At 71.3% G+C, this 14,727-nt stretch carries 20 protein-coding genes; 8 read left to right on the top strand and 12 right to left on the bottom strand.

Annotated features, from left to right (window positions below):
• Positions 1–435 precede the first annotated feature (435 nt).
• The 3 genes from AB0937_RS34135 to AB0937_RS34125 all read left to right on the top strand — a co-directional run bounded on the left by AB0937_RS34135 (position 436) and on the right by AB0937_RS34125 (position 3,047).
• A complete protein-coding gene (locus tag AB0937_RS34135; RefSeq protein WP_366717374.1) occupies positions 436–1,641 on the top strand; it encodes a hypothetical protein in 1,206 nt (401 codons plus the stop codon).
• A 60-nt stretch (positions 1,642–1,701) separates the two neighbouring features.
• Complete coding sequence (locus AB0937_RS34130) at positions 1,702–2,163, top strand: NUDIX domain-containing protein (RefSeq protein WP_366717373.1); 462 nt, start codon at positions 1,702–1,704, stop codon at positions 2,161–2,163.
• A gap of 182 nt (positions 2,164–2,345) precedes the next feature.
• Entirely contained in the window at positions 2,346–3,047 is a 702-nt protein-coding gene (locus AB0937_RS34125) for a hypothetical protein (RefSeq protein WP_366717371.1), read from the top strand.
• A gap of 131 nt (positions 3,048–3,178) precedes the next feature.
• Here AB0937_RS34125 and AB0937_RS34120 read toward each other — a convergent pair whose 3' ends face one another.
• The 6 genes from AB0937_RS34120 to AB0937_RS34095 form a co-directional block, all read right to left on the bottom strand.
• Positions 3,179–3,790 (bottom strand): hypothetical protein, encoded by a 612-nt coding sequence (locus tag AB0937_RS34120; RefSeq protein WP_366717369.1) that lies wholly within the window; start codon positions 3,788–3,790, stop codon positions 3,179–3,181.
• Positions 3,787–4,026, bottom strand: coding sequence for a hypothetical protein (locus AB0937_RS34115; protein ID WP_366717367.1), 240 nt, complete (start codon positions 4,024–4,026; stop codon positions 3,787–3,789). Before AB0937_RS34115 ends, AB0937_RS34120 begins: the two co-directional genes overlap by 4 nt.
• Complete coding sequence (locus AB0937_RS34110) at positions 4,023–4,421, bottom strand: hypothetical protein (RefSeq protein WP_366717365.1); 399 nt, start codon at positions 4,419–4,421, stop codon at positions 4,023–4,025. The genes AB0937_RS34115 and AB0937_RS34110 overlap by 4 nt, the downstream gene beginning before the upstream one ends.
• Entirely contained in the window at positions 4,418–4,780 is a 363-nt protein-coding gene (locus tag AB0937_RS34105; protein WP_366717363.1) for a hypothetical protein, read from the bottom strand. The genes AB0937_RS34110 and AB0937_RS34105 overlap by 4 nt, the downstream gene beginning before the upstream one ends.
• Complete coding sequence (locus AB0937_RS34100; RefSeq protein WP_366717361.1) at positions 4,777–5,202, bottom strand: hypothetical protein; 426 nt, start codon at positions 5,200–5,202, stop codon at positions 4,777–4,779. The genes AB0937_RS34105 and AB0937_RS34100 overlap by 4 nt, the downstream gene beginning before the upstream one ends.
• 365 nt (positions 5,203–5,567) lie before the next feature.
• Positions 5,568–6,122 carry a hypothetical protein gene (locus AB0937_RS34095; protein ID WP_366717359.1) on the bottom strand — a complete coding sequence of 185 codons (555 nt, stop codon included), beginning with the start codon at positions 6,120–6,122 and terminating at the stop codon, positions 5,568–5,570.
• Between the two features lie 118 nt (positions 6,123–6,240).
• Here AB0937_RS34095 and AB0937_RS34090 point away from each other — a divergent pair, with 118 nt between their 5' ends.
• The gene (locus tag AB0937_RS34090; protein ID WP_366717357.1) at positions 6,241–7,086 is read left to right on the top strand and encodes a hypothetical protein; all 846 of its coding nucleotides are present in this window, start codon (positions 6,241–6,243) and stop codon (positions 7,084–7,086) included.
• 274 nt (positions 7,087–7,360) lie between these two features.
• On the opposite strand, the gene AB0937_RS34085 is transcribed toward AB0937_RS34090, so the two are convergent.
• Both AB0937_RS34085 and AB0937_RS34080 read right to left on the bottom strand, forming a co-directional pair.
• On the bottom strand, positions 7,361–7,513 hold the full coding sequence (locus tag AB0937_RS34085; RefSeq protein WP_203610188.1) for a hypothetical protein: 153 nt from the start codon (positions 7,511–7,513) through the stop codon (positions 7,361–7,363).
• Positions 7,510–7,929 carry a hypothetical protein gene (locus AB0937_RS34080; RefSeq protein WP_366717355.1) on the bottom strand — a complete coding sequence of 140 codons (420 nt, stop codon included), beginning with the start codon at positions 7,927–7,929 and terminating at the stop codon, positions 7,510–7,512. The genes AB0937_RS34085 and AB0937_RS34080 overlap by 4 nt, the downstream gene beginning before the upstream one ends.
• Positions 7,930–8,051: 122 nt before the next feature.
• Between AB0937_RS34080 and AB0937_RS34075 the strand changes: the two genes are divergently transcribed.
• From AB0937_RS34075 to AB0937_RS34065, 3 genes are all read left to right on the top strand, one after another.
• Positions 8,052–8,324: a hypothetical protein gene (locus tag AB0937_RS34075; RefSeq protein WP_366717353.1), complete on the top strand. Its 273-nt coding sequence runs from the start codon at positions 8,052–8,054 to the stop codon at positions 8,322–8,324.
• Entirely contained in the window at positions 8,321–8,713 is a 393-nt protein-coding gene (locus tag AB0937_RS34070) for a hypothetical protein (protein WP_366717351.1), read from the top strand. Before AB0937_RS34075 ends, AB0937_RS34070 begins: the two co-directional genes overlap by 4 nt.
• A gap of 214 nt (positions 8,714–8,927) precedes the next feature.
• On the top strand, positions 8,928–9,836 hold the full coding sequence (locus AB0937_RS34065) for a hypothetical protein (RefSeq protein WP_366717349.1): 909 nt from the start codon (positions 8,928–8,930) through the stop codon (positions 9,834–9,836).
• A 66-nt stretch (positions 9,837–9,902) separates the two neighbouring features.
• On the opposite strand, the gene AB0937_RS34060 is transcribed toward AB0937_RS34065, so the two are convergent.
• Together AB0937_RS34060 and AB0937_RS34055 are read right to left on the bottom strand one after the other, a co-directional pair.
• Entirely contained in the window at positions 9,903–10,811 is a 909-nt protein-coding gene (locus tag AB0937_RS34060; RefSeq protein ID WP_330269867.1) for a hypothetical protein, read from the bottom strand.
• Positions 10,808–11,506, bottom strand: coding sequence for a hypothetical protein (locus AB0937_RS34055; protein WP_366717347.1), 699 nt, complete (start codon positions 11,504–11,506; stop codon positions 10,808–10,810). The genes AB0937_RS34060 and AB0937_RS34055 overlap by 4 nt, the downstream gene beginning before the upstream one ends.
• A 328-nt stretch (positions 11,507–11,834) precedes the next feature.
• Here AB0937_RS34055 and AB0937_RS34050 point away from each other — a divergent pair, with 328 nt between their 5' ends.
• Complete coding sequence (locus AB0937_RS34050; RefSeq protein WP_366717345.1) at positions 11,835–13,292, top strand: DUF2637 domain-containing protein; 1,458 nt, start codon at positions 11,835–11,837, stop codon at positions 13,290–13,292.
• A gap of 80 nt (positions 13,293–13,372) precedes the next feature.
• On the opposite strand, the gene AB0937_RS34045 is transcribed toward AB0937_RS34050, so the two are convergent.
• Together AB0937_RS34045 and AB0937_RS34040 are read right to left on the bottom strand one after the other, a co-directional pair.
• Positions 13,373–14,167 carry a hypothetical protein gene (locus AB0937_RS34045; RefSeq protein WP_366717343.1) on the bottom strand — a complete coding sequence of 265 codons (795 nt, stop codon included), beginning with the start codon at positions 14,165–14,167 and terminating at the stop codon, positions 13,373–13,375.
• Between the two features lie 226 nt (positions 14,168–14,393).
• Complete coding sequence (locus tag AB0937_RS34040; protein ID WP_366717341.1) at positions 14,394–14,684, bottom strand: hypothetical protein; 291 nt, start codon at positions 14,682–14,684, stop codon at positions 14,394–14,396.
• Positions 14,685–14,727 lie beyond the last annotated feature (43 nt).

Here is a 14,727-nt window from a genome sequence, read left to right as displayed (position 1 = left end):
GCCCCGGGGCCGGAGGAAGTCCGGTCCCGGGGCCGCGGGCAGGGGGCTGAACCGTCGCGTCGGTTCAGCGACCGCCGCCCGGGGGCGGGGGCTGCGGGATCGGCGGCGGAGGCGGAGGCGGGGGCGGAGGAGGCGGGGGCTGCGGCATGGCATTACTCCCTTGTCGTCGCAGGTCCAGAGCCCGCATCGGGTCAGCGGGCTGCGTCATCGTCGCCGCGGTTCGCACCGTGCAGACATCCCGTCAGCTGCCCCAAGACCTGGACAGATCCCGCCCGCTGGACACCGCTTGGACAAGGGGCGCCCACCCCCTGGGCAGTCGGTGAAGTTTCGCAGTGAAGTTGCAAGGAGAAGATTCAGGCGGTACACCCTAGGGTGACGAGATCGTGACAGTTGGTGATCTTTCTGTGTGGCCGGACCCGGAAGGGGGCGCCTCGGATGCGCGACGGAGTACGTCAACGCCCGGCGCCGGCACCCGCCGTTCCGCCGCCCCGACTCTCCCCGGAGGACGTCCGCACGCAGCTGCTGAGACTCCGGCAGGGCCCTGCCCTGGGCCACCCGGGGGCCGTGGCGGCGCTGAGCGATCAACTCCGCGGGCTGCTGCTGGCCCGCCAGGCCCCGCTGTCGGACGCCGGAAGCGAGACGACCCGCCTGGTCGCGGCCCTGCGCCGGGCGATCGACGGGTTGACGCCGCACGAGCGCCGTTACGCTGCCGCCGACTTCAATCTGCTGCCCGAACACTCCTGGCCGACCCTGACGGAGCGGCAGGAGTCGCTCGCCCGGGTGCTGGGCTGCTCCGCCAAGACCGTTCGCCGTCACGCTGGACAGGCATTGGACACTCTCGCGCTCCTCGTCGCGGACGGGAGCTACCTCGCACACACCCCGCCGGCGCCCGAAGGCGCACCCGCCCCGGCCGGTGAGGCCGCCCAGTTCTTCGGAGTCTCGGGGGCCTCCCGCATCGACGTCGTCTGTTCGGCGCTCCCGGACCGGCCCCGACAGCGCCCCAACGACCCGCTGTACTCCCGCTATGCGGGCTTCGCCGACCTGGACGCCCTGTTCTACGTCCGCGCCCGCCTCGCCCAGGACTTCCCGGCCGCCAAGGTCCGGGACTTCCACCCCGGGGAGTATTACAACGCTGAGCCGGACTGCCTGGTGGTTCTCGGCGCACCGGACCGGAACACCGCGTACGCGGAGTTCGGCCCTCACCTCCCCTACCGCTTCTCCGCTCCCCCGGACCCGGCGCTCCTCTTCCCCGGCCACGGGGACATCCGGCTGGCCCCTACCTGGGCACCCGAGGGCGAGCTCCTGGCGGACCTGACCATCATCACCCGGCTCACCCTCGACCAGGGCACCACCGTGATCCTGCTCGGCGGCTGCCTGACACTCGGCGTCCTCGGCGCCGCCAAGTGCCTACTCAACGGGGAACGCGCCCGGCGCAACACCGAGTATCTCGACGAGATCGCCGCGGGCGGCGACTTCGTCGCGGTCACCACGACCCGCAAGGTCGGCGGCATCACCGGCACCCCCGACCTGATCGCCACCGAGCCCCTGCTCCTGCTCACCAGGGACAGCGCGGGAGGATTCACGGCGCGCATGGACCGCACCACCCACGGCGCAGGCCCCAGCACTGAGCAGCAGGGATAAACGGATGTTGGACGGGCGGTCACCGTCCGCCACGGATCATCTTGCTGCCAGACTGGCCCGATGAGCGCTCCGCCCCTCCGGAAGGCGGCCCGAGCCGTCGCCATCGACGCCCACCGGCGGGTCCTGCTGCTTCACTACGCCGAGGTCGGCGGCTTCTGGGCCACCCCCGGCGGGGGCCTGGAGCCGGACGAGGACTACCCCACGGCCGTCCTGCGGGAGCTCGGCGAAGAACTCGGGGCTGCGAACGTCACCCTGGTCGCTCAGGTCGCTGAACGCTGCCAGGACCATGCCGTCGCCGGGCAACTGGTCCGCCAGGTCGAGAAATACTTCCTCGCCCGTATCGAGGCTTCCGACGTCGACCCAGCTCGCGCCACCCAGACCGACAACATCCGAGCCCGCCGCTGGTGGACGCTCCAGGAGCTCCGCGACACCAGAGAGACGGTCTACCCGCGCGGCCTCGCGGACTTGATCGCTGACCTCCTCAGCCACGGCCCGCCAGAGCAGCCAACCGTTCTCCGCTGAACGCACGGGCACGCTCCGGCACAAGCCGGAGGAGCTCGACGGCGAGACGTTCGAGGACCCTTTTCCCTCCCACGCCACCAATAAAGGTGGTATTGTTGTCATTGCTGGCAGGGGGTGGCACCTCGACCAGCGTCATCACTCGAAATCTCGCACAGGGGCTTGCTTCCCCGTTTGGAGCGGACTTGCTGAACAACAACGACACGTCGTACGAGACCGACGCCGAGGCCGACATCGCCCACCTCATGGCGGGGCGTCAGATCACGCTCGACGAGATCGCGGTCGAACTGGCGGCGATCGAGCTGAGGCTGCGGCAGATCGCTCGCGCGGCGGAGACGCCCGCCACGCCGGTCGAGCTGGAGCCGATGATCGACAGTCTGCGCTCGAAGGCCGGACAGCTGCGGGAGATCGGCGAGGAGGCCGGCAAGCTCGCCCGGATCGTCGAGGGCGACGTCCCGCTCGCCACGAAGTTCTCCGGTACCGGCGATCCGTGGGGATCTGCGGCGCGCGGCACCGATCGCGAGGACTTCGGCGGGCCCGCCGTCGTGCCCACGGCGCGCCAGCTGCTCCACCTCGCCTACGGCGCCCGGGTACCGGGAACGGAGACGACCACGTACCCGGAGGCCATGGCGGGGATGCGGGTCATTTGGGAATCCAAGGCGGCCCAGGCCAGGCGCCGCAGGGAGCGGGACGCAGCGGTCGAGGTCGAGGTCCTGGAGCTGGAGTGCGAGACCTGCCACGTCAGCTCGGGCGAGCGCTGCGTGACCAGGAACGGGCGGGTGTCTGAGAAGCCGCACACCAAGCGGCTCCGGGAGGCTGAGGCGAACGTGGACGCCCGGCTCGGCTACCTCGGCGACAACCCCGTGGCCGTGCCCGGCGTCGACTGACACGCACAGGGAAGGGGCCTCACACCGGGACAACCGGTGTGAGGCCCCTTCCTCGTTCGGGGCCCGTACAGTTCGAGGGGGTCCGGAGGCAGCGCGAATGCCTCCGGACCCCCTTTTCGTTCCCCCGCCGCCTATCCGGCGGGCGCGGGCGCCCCGTCGTGGGTGATGGGGGCGACGGCGACCCACTCCCCCGGCCCGGTCTCGTACTCCATCGCGTGTGTCACGTGGCAGCGCACGGGCCGGGGCTCGTCGTCCAGGCGGACGAGGAGGTACCGGCCGGCGGTGTCGACGACGGTCCCGGGGCGGCCGTGGCGCCGCACGCGGACGGCCAGGCCGAGGTGAACGCCGTGGCGCTCCTGGAGGCCGTAGTACGCCCTCATGTGCTCCAGGTCGTCGTGCTGCCGGTCGGCCGCCTCGAACAGCGTCCGGCAGCCGGGGCGGCGGCAGCGGGACTTGGGGAGTTCGTGGGCCCCGAAGAACAGGCCCTCGTCCAGGAGGATGCGCACGGGGTCGCACGCCGCGGCGATGCCGACCATGCCGCTCCCGACGGCGTACTGCTGTGTGAAGACGGCGACGTGCAGCTGGGTGTCGCCGCCGGTGCTGGGGCTGCGGAGGAAACTGGCGTCCCTGGGCGCCATGGCGAGTTCACCCCGGCGTGCGACCGGGGCGCCGTGCTCCGCGTGGGCCGGGTCGGTGCCGAGGGGGCGCGGCGCCGGACGCCGCAGCATGGGGGGTGTGGTCACGTGTCTCCTTCGGTGTCGCTGCCGAGTGCAGTGATGACGATGAGGTCGAGCTGGTCCGCCAGGGAGGCAAGTCCTTCCGCAGGGTCCATCTCCGGGTGATCCCGGAAGGCCGTGGACAGGGTGCGCAGCAGCTCCGTCACCTGACGGGCGGGAAGCAGGGCGCTTCCGTCTTCCTGCCTCCGCATGACGACCAGGTTGGTCGGAATCTGGACCTGGCCGGGCTTCGGTCCGTTCACTGCTGAAGCCCTCCGTGCGCACTGGCGCCGGTCCGCGTGGGGTCGGGGACTTCCACGATGTGCCCGACCCCGAGCTCGATGGCTTCCCGGGCCGCCTGGGGAAGCCCGTAGGCATCGACGAACCCCCTGCACATCGCGGCGGGAAAGTCGTCCGGCACGACGGGCGACACGGTGGAGTGGCACACGATCTGTCCGCCGCAGTCCCGGACCTCGCGGATGAACTGCTGCCGCCGCCCCGGGCGAAGCGGAGCGGCCGACGCGGCGGGGTTCAGGACACAGGTCGTGCAGCGGTCTTCCAGGAGCCGGATCTCCCCCGTGGTCGGGTCCGCCACCGGCGGCACCGGGTCCTCATCCTGCGGGCCTGCGCCGGGGAAGGGGTTGTGTGGGGCCCTCATGCGTGGCCCTCCTTGCCCGCGAGCCAGCGTTCGGCGTCCTCGCCCGTGCCCACCGCGGCGATGGCGGTCACTTCGAGCTGCTCGGCCTCGCTCCACTTCCGCACTGCCACGCGGGCCATTTCCTCGTAGCGTCCCGGGTTCGACAGCGCCAGACGCACCAGCAGCGGGGCCGTGCGGCGGTAGTGCGTCCCCCACTCCTCCAGCGTCGGCGGATCACCCTCGGACGCCCGCAGGTGCAGAAGGTGCCCGTCGGCATGGAGCGTCGCCAGCTCCAGCTCCGCGGCGCGCTGTTCCGCGGGGGTGAACGGGCCACGGGTGGCCCGGATGTGGTCCCGGGTGTGTTCGTAGTCGCTGTTCATGCGCCGGCCGCCCCCTGGGGGGTGACCGGCGGCGTGTAGCCGGGCACGCGGCCTCGCAGGCGGCTGTAGCGGGTTTGGGCGATGCGGCGGTCTCGTCCCGCTCCTGCCGCCTCGGCAACCTGCCCCCAGGTACGGCCGTGGTGAAGGCGAGCGTGGTCGATCAGCTCCAGCTCGTGGAGGTCGAGTTCGCCGCGGGCACGGTCGAGCAGCAGGATCGCGTCCTCCAGGTCCTGGCCTGTGACGCGGCCCCCGCCGTCGTGGTCCAGGGCTTTGGCGACCAGCATCACCGCCTCCAGGGGGGTGGCTGTGAGGTAGGGGCCGCCGTGGGAGTTGAGCCGTCGGTAGTGCTCGCCGCCGTGGCGGCGGGTGAGCCGCTCCAGGGCGGCCGCCTCCTGCGCGTACGAGTCGGGATCTTGAGTCATGGCGTCATCATATTGATGACATCGACGCGGTGTCACCGTTTTGTTGACATCCAACCAAGATCACTTAGGCCGCGCATAATTCCGGTTATGCGCGGTCTAGATGACGTGCGCATGTCATGATCCGGGCGTACTCCGAACGTGTTTCACTAGTAGTGAAAGCGCGCGGACCGGCCGGGATTTGCGAAGATCGCCCGGTTTCCGAACTTGGGTCGCGGCTGCGGAGACCCCTCCCGAGCGGGCGGCCCGCCGAGGGCCAGGCGACAGAAAACGCCTGGTCAGCCCCCATGCACGGGATCACCCGTGCAGGTCGACGGTCCAGTTCCGCCGTGCCGGGCCTCCTCGTCGAGGGGCGGCCCAGCGTCGCGTCAGGCAGCGTCGGTGAGCGGGGTCAGCTGCACGCCGAGGTGATGCTCCGGCTCGGCGTGCGGGACACCGTCCGCGCCCAGAAACAGGTAGAAGAACTGCGTCGTGAGCGGCTTCGAGGTCGAGGAACCGCCCTTGGTGACGCCGGTCAGAGCGCCGGCAGAGTAGACGTGCGGCAGCCACTCGGGGCCCACGATCGCCTCCACCCAGGCCCGCGCCTCCGCCGGATTAACGGGCTGACGGGTGCCGAGCTGCTTGTGCTTCGCGGCGACCGACAGCGTCAGCAGACTCCCCTCCCGGCCCGGCTGCTCCAGGAGCGCGGCCTGGTCGCTGATGTCCCCGACGAAGCTGAGGGTGGCAAACCGATCGGTCACCGAGCGCACCGGACCGAAAGAGTGCGGCACCGCCAGTCCCCCCGCCCGGTACCGCTCCAGCACGGACGAGGGCAGCGCGGAGGCCAGCTCACTGTCGGCGGGGTCCGTGGAGAACAGGCCCCGGCGAAAACGCCGCAGCTCTCCCTCGTGCTTACGCAGAACAGTACGAATATCGACAGGCATGTCGCCCACGCTACAAGCCGCCACCGTCGCTCTGACCTGCACTGACCATGAGGGCTGTCACATGCGGGCGGGCCGCCCTCGCTCTCGGTACGGTGGCGGCGGTAGGAACGAGGGGGTCATGGGCCGCAGAGCAACGAAGAAGGCGGCGCCGAAGGCGACGCGGGAGCGCCGCCCGGCACGACGACTGCAAGGGGTCGATCCCCGGGTGCTCGCCGGGAAGCTGTACGAGCTGCACGCCCGCGCGGAACGCCGAGGCGACCAGGGATACCTGGAGCGGTGGCCGGGCGACGGCGAGACGCACGGCGTCCTGCACTTCGCCCAGGCGCACGCGGACCGCCTGGAGGGCGAGGCGTACCAGCAGGCGGCGCTCCTGCGGATCACGCTGGCCGAGTGGCTGCGGCAGCAGGCCGACCCGCTCCAGCTCCGGGCGCTCGACGATGCCCGCGGCGCCGGGGTGCAGTGGGATCAGGTGGCCCTGGCCCTCCAGTACACCAACGCGGACGGCGAGCCGAACCCGTCCAGCGCCTTCAACCGGCACGCGAGCCTGAAGGTGGCGGTGCTCGGCCGCCCCGAGGACCGGCGTCAGCCGCACGTGGCCCGGATCATCGAGGCCCGCGCCGCCCAGGAGGAGCTGGAGCGGCGGGAACGCGAGCGGGCGGAGGACGCCCGGTACCCGGCGATGGATGCCGCCGCGCGGGCCCTGCTGGAGCACTTCGAGGCCGGCGAGATCCTGAGCGACCCGGATGACGATTTCTGGTGGAGCGAGCTGGCCGACGTCGTCGACGACCGGCGGGACGCCTCCGAGCGGGCCAACCTCGTCGTGTACGTGCGCGGCGTCGTGCGGGAGACGTACGCGCACGCCAGGCGGACCGGCGAGCCGCCCGCGACCACCGAACGGGCCAGGCAGGCCCTGGAGGAAGCGGCCGCGCTGGTGGACCCCTCCACCAGCGCGGGCGACCGGTAGGGCGCCGCGCCCCCACGAACCGAGGCCCGGACCATGTTGGTCCGGGCCTCGGTTCGTGGGGGGCGTCTCCACGCCGAAGCCGATTGGGGCGGCGCCGGGCAGCAACGCGCGACGGGCTTGAAACCCATGATCGGGGCGTCCCCCGAGAGGGGGCAGTGAACGGGGCAGTCGTCGAGCATCTTGACGAGTCCGCCACAGGCCGCCCGGGGGCAGGCACACGTCGCCGGGTCGGGCTGGCCGTTGATGAGGAAGAGATGCACCTCGAAGGGCTTGGTCATGCGTACGTCACCAGCCAGATGAAGAAGAGGAACAGGGCAGCCATGATGCCCAGGCCCGCCAGCAGCGAGCGCGCGTTCCCCTCGGCCCGACGCTGTTCATGCTCGTGCAGTCCGCGGGCCACCCCACGCGCGATGTCATCCTCGTTCATACGTCCACCTCTTCCCTCGTGTCCCCCGCCGCACTGTCCAGAGGCGCCTCGGGCTGCGCCACGGTGCGCCCGTTGTGTACGCCCCGCCGTTTCGCCGGCCATGCGAGCGCAGCACCGTGCGTGTGCTGCCGGTACGCCACATCCCGGCTCAAGCCGGCGGCGGCCCCGATCTGCTCGTACGTCGCGGGCTCGTTCCCCGGCCGGTTCTCGCCCCGCCGGGCCGCGCCCGCAGCCTGGTGAGCGGCACGGCCCGCAGCGTCCGCGGTCTGCATCAGCAGCTCGATGCGACGCAGGGGGTCTATCGCGAGATTGGCCGCGCGAGCCAGGAGCTCAACGCGCTCGGCGCCCTCGGCCTGGTCGGCCTGCTGGGCGAGCTGCTCGACCTCATCGGCGAACATGTCGACGTCGTACGCCAACGGAACCCCCTGTGTTGGTTGTAGCCAACGGCGAAGGCGAGCGTATCGACCCCTGTTGGCTCCAGCCAACGACTTCCCCCGAGTGCCTCGCACCCAGGGCGGAGATGCGGTATGACTCTGGTATGACCGACTCGAAGACCCCGCCCAAGGCGAAGACAGCGATCACGATTCCGCAGGAAGTTCTCGACCAGCTCAAGGAGCGGGAGGCCGCAGGACAGATCAGCAGCGTATCGGGGCACATCACGTCTCTGCTCCAGCGCGAGCAGGAGGCCGCCGAGGTGGACGCCGTCCTCGCGCGCCTCTTCCCCGGCGAGCGCCCCGGCGCTGAGCACCTGGGGTGGGCCGCCAAAGCACTCGGCGTCGGCGCCAGCACCGGAGAGAGCAGCGCCGCGTGATCGGCGGCCGCATCCTCGACACCACGGCGCTGACCGCCGCCGCCCGCGGAAGCCTCTACATGCAGGCCCTCCTGTCGATCGCCCATCAGCGAGTCATCCCGCTCCTCGTCCCCGCGACCGCCCTGTCCGATGCGCACGCCGACCTCAAGACCGACGCGGCGCACGCGCTGTCGACCATCGCCCAGTTCCCCCTCCTGACCGTCGCCCCGCTGGATGAGGCGGACGCGCGCGGGGCGGGCATCCTGCGCGCGAACGTGGACGGCGAAGCCAGCACCACCGCCGGCCACGTCGCCTACCTGGCCGCCGCCCGGCAGTGGCCCGTGATCACCGGCGATCCCGAGCGGCTGCGCGCCCTGTACCCGGACATCGAGACCGAGGCGCTGCCGTGAGGAATCCGGGAGACACCCCGGCGGAGTACCCGGTCAACTTGACCCGTCCACTCCGCCGGGGGACGCCCAGCGGTCCGATCGGGGCGCCGACGTCCCCGCCACCCGAATCAGCGCGGCGGCGCCTGCGTCCGACCCTCGTACGCTCCGCCCGGGAAAGGGGCGGCACCCCTCTCCCGGCCATCTCGAAACCTGCAACGAAGGGCCTTCCGGCTTCATGACCACCTACAACTCCGCCCGCGCAATGGCCACACCACGCGTGGCCGTCGACCCGGGCCTCCCCGAAGAGGCGAAGACGTTCCTGCGTCGCCTCGACCCGGTTCTCCTGCGCTCCGCGTCCACTCCCGTCCCCGACGTCGCGGCGCCGGGACTCCTGCGGTCGGCCTTCCGTCCGCTCAGGAGGCTCGCAGGGCTGATGCTGGGGATGGTGGCGCTCTGCCCCATCTTCGCAACGCTCTACAGCGAAGTCGCTGACCTGTCGTACTGGGCCGCGCTGCGGTCGCTGCTGTGGGGCTGCGCACTCTTCGCGGTGCTGGGGTTCTGGGTCGTGATCGCGGTGACCAACCAGCGCATGGGGGGTCGCCACCGTTCCACCCAGCTCCTGAAGGAGTCCCACGGCCGCTATCTCGGCCCAGCCGAATTCATGCCCGACGCCGCCATGGTCCTCGTGCGCGTCCAGGCCGCGACCGACTCGATCCTGGGCTCCGAGCTCCATGAGCAGGGACTCCTCGACCGCGACCTGAACCTCACCGGCCTGCCCGCCTTCGAGTGGGAGATCGCGCAGGCACTCGCCGCGTACAGCCGGGAGGCGATGAGTCTCCCGGCCTGGCCGGCGGGGGAGAAAGCCGCGCGGGTCCTGGACGCCGGCCGGGCGGGCCTGGGCCGTCGCCTCGAAGGGATCACCGAGCGGGTGGCCCTCCTTGAGCAGTACGCGGCGCTGGTAACGATGGCGGGAATCTCGTACCGCGAGCGTGAGCAGCTGCGGGGCCTCGGCAGCCGAGACGGCGCCACGGAGGAGGTCCTGGCCATGATGGCCCGCGACTCGGAGGCGAGCGTCATCAGCGAGCTGGACCAGGCTCTTGCCGCCGCTCGCGCGGCAGGCGCTGCGCTGCTCCCCAAGCAGTAGCGTCCCGGTCGCGAAGAAGGCCCCCGCCGTCGGCGGATTCAAGGGGCCTTCTTCGCGACGGCACGGTCAGGCGACGGCGGTGCGCTCCTCGTCCTGCCGCCCGTCGCCCTCCAGCTCTGGGCGCGAGGCGGGGACGACCTTCTTCGGGTACACCTTGTCGATCGTCTCGATGTACTCGGTCAGGCGGGTACGGGCTTCCTCCGCCTGGCGCCGGACCGCGTCGGCGTCCTTGCGTTCCATGGCGGCGATGTGCCGCTCCTTGACGCTGCCGAGCGCCGCGGTGACGCGGGTCAGGGTCTTCTGGGTCCGCAGGACCGCAGGGGGAGCGGTGAGCGCGGGCGCCGCGTCGTCGCTCTCGTCCGTGATCAGTTTGATGGGGTACTTGAGCTCTGCGGCCGCCCGCTCGAACAGGGCTGCTGTGGGGCGCCGACGGTTCTCGGCCGCCGCCAGCTCCCACGCCTTGGGGATGACCGCGAGGGCGGCGTCCTCGCCGTGCTGGTCGATGACCGCGGCGATGACGACGGCGTGGGAGGGCCTGCTGATGCGGTGCACTTTTTTACACCGGATGTTCAGCGCCACCACCTTGGCCAGGGCCGCGGCTTCCCTGACGAGCCGGTGGACGTACTTCGTGCTGATCTCCAGCACCTCCGCGCCCCACTGCTCGAAGCTGGTGCAGCTGGAGTGCTGCCACAGGTCGTTCTCCTTGGCGTAGGCCAGGAGCAGACCCTTGTTGACCGCGCCGACGGCCAGGACGTCGGCGACGGCTTCCTCTCCGCTCTCTTTGGCGTCGCGGAGCAGGGCCGTCACCTGCTCCAGCTGCTCCTGCGGCGTTCCCTTGATGACGCGGGCAGGGTCGATGACGTTGGTGCCGTTGAAGCGGTCGGCCTCCAGGCCGGGCACCTTCTTCACGGGCTGGGCGCCCTTTCGGAGCCGGCCCGCGGCCATGCTCGGTCGGGCCGGCGCCTGGGCGCTCATCGGGTGACCTCCACTAGAAGCTCCTTGGCGAGTTTGTGCATGTCGGAGTCCGCTTTCAGCCGGGGGACCGTGCCGAAGCTCTGGGCGTAACCCGTCTTGGACTCGGACGCGGGAATCTCAGTCTTGAGGACGTGCAGCCCCTCCTCTTCCAGCTCCTTGCGGACTCCATCAGCCGCTCCCGCGCTGGGGTTGAAGCGCGTGAGCAGGCAGACGACGTGAGGCCGGTGGCCGGACATGGTCTCGACCTCGTCCATCGCGCCCAGGATCGACGCGCCACGGAACTTCTCCATGCCGCTCGGATAGAGGGCCAGCACGAGGAGATCCGAGGCCCGGATCGCGGCGAGGTGGGAGTTCTGCTTGCCGCGGTCCCAGGCTTTGGTGTCGATCAGGGACAGGCCGTGCGGCGGCCGGAGCCGGTCCACTTCGGCCTTGAGCGAGGGCGCGGCCGGGGCACGGTACACAGGGGCACCGAGGCCCTCACTGTGCACGGGAAGCATCTCGGCCCACGCGAGCAGGGAACCAGGCTCCTCCTGGCCGTCGCTGTCGTCGGCATCGTGGGCGACAGCGGGGATGCCCATCTTCTTCCAGTTCCGCAGGAGGTGAGCGAGAGTGGTGGACTTCGCGCTCCCTCCCTTGCCGACGAACGAGATCGTCCGTCCCTCCTCTGGGAGGGGGTTATTCCAAGTCCAGTCCATGGGCCGGAGGGTATCGACAATCGGGCATTCGGGAGGGTACGGACGCCGGTTTTTAGTACGACCACCCGTCAAGACGACATCTGTGCTGCGGCCGGGCCAACGATCGTCGGGGCCCGATGGGCGAGTGCAGGAAAAGGGGCCGCCGGGGCGCCCGGTACTGGAGGAGGATGCTGCGGTATCCGGGGCTGACGGAGCGGCGTCCTAGGGTTGGGACGCCCGAGCCTCAGAAACCGATGAACGGAGAGTCCATGCGTCACCAGGCGGCGGCCGTCAGCCGCAGGCCCAACAGGCCCGGAGGCGCCCTGTGGTGGGGGAGGGGACCGCGCTGATGGATGTCGAGAAGTTCATCCTCCCCGGCGGCATCGTGCTCGCCGCACTCTGCGTCCTCGGCACCGTGGCGATCGTGGTGCGCTCGCGTCGCAGCCGGGAGCAGGACAAGATGTCCCCCGAGGAGCGCGAACGGCTCGCCGAGGAGCGGCGCAAGACCTGGCGCCGCCGCTTGGCCGTCATCAGCCTGTCGGTCGCCTTCGTCATCATCTTCTGCATCGCCGGGATCGCGGCCTGGCTCTCCTTCGGCGCGCAGAAGGCGTATGCCTTCGACCGCAACGGGGGTTCCTGGTCGGCCGCGACCGGCTTCGCCCTCCTCCTGGACGCGGGTGCGCTCGGCCTGTCGCTGCTGCGGCTGTTCGAGGCGCTGACGGCCCGGTCCAGCCAGCTGACCCGTTTCTACCTGGTGGCGTTCATCGTGGCCTCCGCGACGATGAACCTGCTGCACGCCCCGTCGGCCTCGCTCGGCGGCCGGCTCGTCGCGGTCATCCCGCCGCTGGTGTACGCGGTGTTCCTGGAGACCTTGCTCAAGAAGGTCGAGCAGCTGGTCCTCGGCAAGTACCCGAAGCGGAAGGTCAAGAAGAACGTCGAGCGCGGCTACAGCTTGCTCTTGTGGGTGCCGTTCGTCGGCTACCCCTGGCAGATGTGGAAGAAGTGGCGCGAGGACCTGCACAGCACCTTGCAGTACGTCCGCGCCCCGGGCTCCAGGAAGCCCGTCCCCGAGGTGGAGCACGCCACGGCCGCGCCGCAGCCGGCGGAGCCGTCTCAGGCGCGGGAGGGCGCTTCTCCGGTCCAGCGACAGGCCGCGTCCGCCGCGCCGGCACCCGTGCCGCAGGCGGCGACGGCGCCGCGTCCTGTCGCCGCCCAGCAGCCGCCCGCGGCGACCGCCCCCGCCCCGGCCGCCGCAACCGGCCCGATAGGTACCGCGGCCGCCGCGCAGCCGGCGCCGTCGCCCGGTCCGACTCCGCAGGCCGCCGCCCAGCCGGTACCGGTGCCGTCGTCCCCGGCACCCTCGAACAAGCCGAAGAAGGACCAGCTCCGCGACGCCCTGGTAGAGCAGATCCGGGCCGGTGACCTCCGCGTCCTGGACGACAGCCCACAGGTCAGCAACGGGGCCGCCTACCGGGCGAACATGGAGCTGGGGAAGGCGGCCGGGAAGGGCCTCAAGAACGGAAAGCAGGAGGGCATCCTGGCCGATGGAGCGGTCCGTACGGCGGTGAAGCAACTGCTCCCGGAGCTGCGGCAGATCGCGGAGGAGGAGCGGGCCCGGCGCGCTGCGGCCGCCGCGTCCCTGAGGGCTCCTGAGCCCGCGCCGGACCATCAGGGGCCTGCGGACGGCGGCACGAGCAGCGCGGATGAGTCCCGGGAGCGCCAGGAGCCAGAGGCACCCGGCATCGGACACCAGCGCGGAGAGGAAGCCGACACGAGCAGCGAGGAGAGGGAGGCTGCGCTCGCGTAGACAGACGGCTCGGCGAGACAGGGAAGGGGCCCGACGGTAACGACCGTCGGGCCCCTTCCCTGTGCGGCGATCCGCCAGTTCTACAGGGGCATGGACCGCAGCCACTCGGCCAGGTGCAGGGCCGTGGGCCGGTCCTGCGGACGCCTGGTGAGTACGTGGCGCAGGACCTCCTCCAGCTGCGGCCACTGGGGGATGTGGCCGAGGGGCGGCCAGCGCTGTGCGAGGACTTGCCGCAGCACCTTCGCGGTGAACTTCCCGGGGTCGATTCCGAGCTGGGCGTAGTCCAGCGGCCAGGTGCCTGTGGCCGCCCACCACAGACCGGCAGCGAGGGCGTACACCTCGGCCGGAGGGTCGGTGACGACCGGCCGGACCGATGACTCCGCGCGGCTCATCAGTTCCGGCGACATCAGGTGCACCAGCCCGCCCAGGTAGGTGTGCGGCGGCGCCAGAGTCAGGCTCGATGTCCATGTGCAGCCGATGAGCCGGACCGCTCCGGTCGTGTGCACGGTGTGGTGGGGCTGGAGGTCGCCGTGCACCCATCCCGCCGCGTGCAGGGCGCCGACGGCGGCGCACATGTCCACCGCGGCCGCCAGTGCGGCGGCCCGGTCGGCGTCGCGCCGTTCCCGCACCACCTCGAATCGGCTCCAGGTGGAGGGGCCTTCGAGCCACGGCGTGATGAGCCACGCCGCGCTCTCGGCCCGGCCGGCCTTCGCTCGGCCTCCGTATGACAGGGCGGGTACCTGGGAGTGGGCTTGCTGGAGGACCATCGCCTCTCGCGCCACGGTGGCCACGCTCTCGCCCGTGCCGACCTTCAGGGCCCATAGCCCGCGCGGGCCGGCCACGCGCCAGACAGCCGTGTCTCGGTGGTCTGCCATGAGTTCCCAGGTGGCCGGTTCTCCGGCCACGGCCTCGGCGTCGGCCCGGCCGAACTGCGGGCTCGCTCCCGCGCGTTGCCCTGGAAGGCTGGCGGTCTGTGTTCTCTCGTCCAACACGGCTGGCCTCTCTGCGATGCCCGCGGTGGTCGCGGTCGGGTCGTCGGGGAGGCGGACGGCCTGGGCCTCGGTAGCCGGGGTGCGGCTGCCGAGGCCGGCGACCGTCCGCCTAGATGGAGTTGGCGACGGCTACGGCGGCCAGGAGCCACATGACGCTGACCCAGGTGCACAGGCAGCGGACCAGCACGGGGTGCTCCCGGTGCAGGTTTCGCAGCGCGGCGAGGCCCGTGCTCCCCTGTGAGCGCGCCTGGAAGCCGAAGATCCCGATGGTCACGGCCGAGACCTGCACCGGACGGTGGTCGTCGGCGTCCAGGACCAGGTCCATGAGCGTCCGGGGCTCGTAGTCCTTGCGCGAGGCGCGGTTCGCGCGGATGCGGCGCAGGTGAGGGAAGTCAGGCATACGGGTTCGCTCTCTCGGTCGTTCGTCGGGTCGGAACGGCGGA

The organism is Streptomyces sp. NPDC047880, from assembly GCF_040706515.1.
GTDB lineage: Bacteria > Actinomycetota > Actinomycetes > Streptomycetales > Streptomycetaceae > Streptomyces.
Note: the sequence above shows the minus strand (reverse complement) of the source record. Positions and strands in the feature narration are given on the sequence as shown.